3 protein-coding genes are annotated in these 1,860 nt (G+C 59.6%); 1 reads left to right on the top strand and 2 read right to left on the bottom strand.

Features of this window, described 5'->3' with window-relative positions:
* The coding region (locus P792_RS37830) for a glycosyltransferase family 4 protein (RefSeq protein ID WP_161630869.1) at positions 1–180 on the top strand (180 nt) is incomplete at its 5' end.
* Here the strand turns inward: P792_RS37830 and P792_RS37215 are convergent.
* Together P792_RS37215 and P792_RS0120430 are read right to left on the bottom strand one after the other, a co-directional pair.
* Positions 159–395: a hypothetical protein gene (locus P792_RS37215; RefSeq protein ID WP_146926341.1), complete on the bottom strand. Its 237-nt coding sequence runs from the start codon at positions 393–395 to the stop codon at positions 159–161. The genes P792_RS37830 and P792_RS37215 overlap by 22 nt on opposite strands.
* Positions 396–742: 347 nt before the next feature.
* Positions 743–1,860: PLP-dependent aminotransferase family protein (locus P792_RS0120430; RefSeq protein ID WP_031241711.1), on the bottom strand; the 1,118-nt coding region annotated here is incomplete at its 5' end.

Below are 1,860 nucleotides of genomic sequence, written 5' to 3' on the forward strand. Positions count from 1 at the left end.
CTTGCTCTGGCGATCCGGGAGGCTTCACGCATCGACAGGTCGCTTCCCCGGTACAGGGCAGAGGCTTTCTATAGCCGCGAGACGATGATCGACAATTACGAGGCGATCTATCGCCGCGTCATGGCCGCCTCGTCGCGCGTAAGAGAAGGTGAGCGCCCTTACGAGACGCTCATGTTGTAAACCGCGTACATGGCCCAGAACAACGTGGCGCCAAGAGCCCAGTAATTGGTGTGGAAGTGGTCCTGCATGTCGACCGAGGTGCCCGCGATGGCCCAGGCGAGACAGACGTGGAACATGAGCACGCCGACCACCATGGCAATCATGCGGTAGCGCAGACGGCGCTGCGCCTTCGCTTCTCTTATTTCCAGCGACATGTTGGCGACTTCTGCGGTCATTCTTACTCTCCCTGACGGAGAGGCGTCGACGGTGGAGCGAATATCCCCGGCGCCATCCCGTTGCTGGTTTTCCTGGAGAGGGCCACCCAGCCCCGCCGCGTATGGCAGGACCGGAACACCCTGTTCTCTGCTCGCACCATGACCGAAACTGACTGCAAATGCAAAATATTGTATGGACCTAAAGGCCATACAAAAGAAGCTATTGAACATTTTCGGGAGCATCATCTGATACAACACCGAACAATATACCGATCATTCAATGACAAACCATTGCGACAACCCTATACTATTGAAAACTTGCGGTTTTTCGCTCTCTTTTTCGTGAACGACAGAACGCACTATCTCGGTCACACGATATCGGAAAATCCGCTGGCGGGGCGATAATCCAGCACGGAGCGCAGATTGATAAGCGAGTCCCGCAGCCCGGAGAGGTCAGGGGCGCTTCCAAGCGCGATCCTCACCGCCGGGGGTGCATGCCCGGTGACCGCAAAGACAGAGCCGGGCACAAGAGCCAGCCCCTGCCGCCTCGCGAACGCTACGAAATCGGCACTGGTCCACCATTCTGGCAAAGGCAGCCATACATGAGGGCTGGGTGAACGGTCATGGAAATGATCGCTCATCACCTGCCGCAGCACATGATGGCGCTGGGTCAGTTCCTCGCGGATGCTGCGCAGGCATTGCTGGGCAATACCGGTCTCGATCCAGCGCGACACGAGCGCGTCCAGCAGGCCTGCCTTGGCCTGACAGATGGCCCGCACGCCCGAGGTAATGCGGCGGGTCATCTCCGCGCCGGGCAGGACGATATAAGCCGTGCGCAAACCGGGGCTGAGCACCTTGGATAAGGTGGCGACATAGATGACACGCGTCGGATCGAGCATCGCCAGCGTCGGCGGGGGCGCCTTGAGGAGGAGACTATAGGGATCGTCCTCGACAATCTGCACCTGATAGCGTCTGGCGATGCCAAGTATGGCCTCACGCCGGGCGACTGACCAGGTAGCAGTGGTCGGATTGTGCAGGGTCGGGGTGCAATAAAGAACCCGGGGCCTGTGCTGCGCGCAGAGTTCCTCGAGCGCCTCGAGGTTCATCCCCTCCTCATCATGATCGACCCCAAGCAGCACATAGCCAAACTGGGCGGCAATCGACCTCATGCCCGGATAGGTCAGATAATCCGTGACAATCGCCTCACCCGGCCTGACGAGAGAACTCATGATGGCCGACAGCGCAACCTGGGCACCCGGCACAATCAGCAGTTCACCTGCCCGCCTGCGCCCCAGAACGGGAGCAAGCCAGTTGATCCCGAGCTGGCGATCCTGCTGCGTTCCGCCAGTCACGCGGTATGACATCAGGGACTGCACATCCTGATGGCGAAATATGGAGGCGATTTCGCCCTGTATCATGGCCTGTAGGGACGGGTCGCGGGGAAGAGGCGGTGAATTCATGGTGAGATCGATCACGCTGGCGCCGG

The organism is Asaia sp. SF2.1 (assembly GCF_000505765.1).
GTDB classification, from domain to species: Bacteria; Pseudomonadota; Alphaproteobacteria; order Acetobacterales; family Acetobacteraceae; genus Asaia; species Asaia bogorensis.

Excerpts from the sequence above, each read along its gene's own strand:
- P792_RS37215 (WP_146926341.1), bottom strand. The coding sequence starts at position 395 with ATGACCGCAGAAGTCGCCAACATGTCGCTGGAAATAAGAGAAGCGAAG.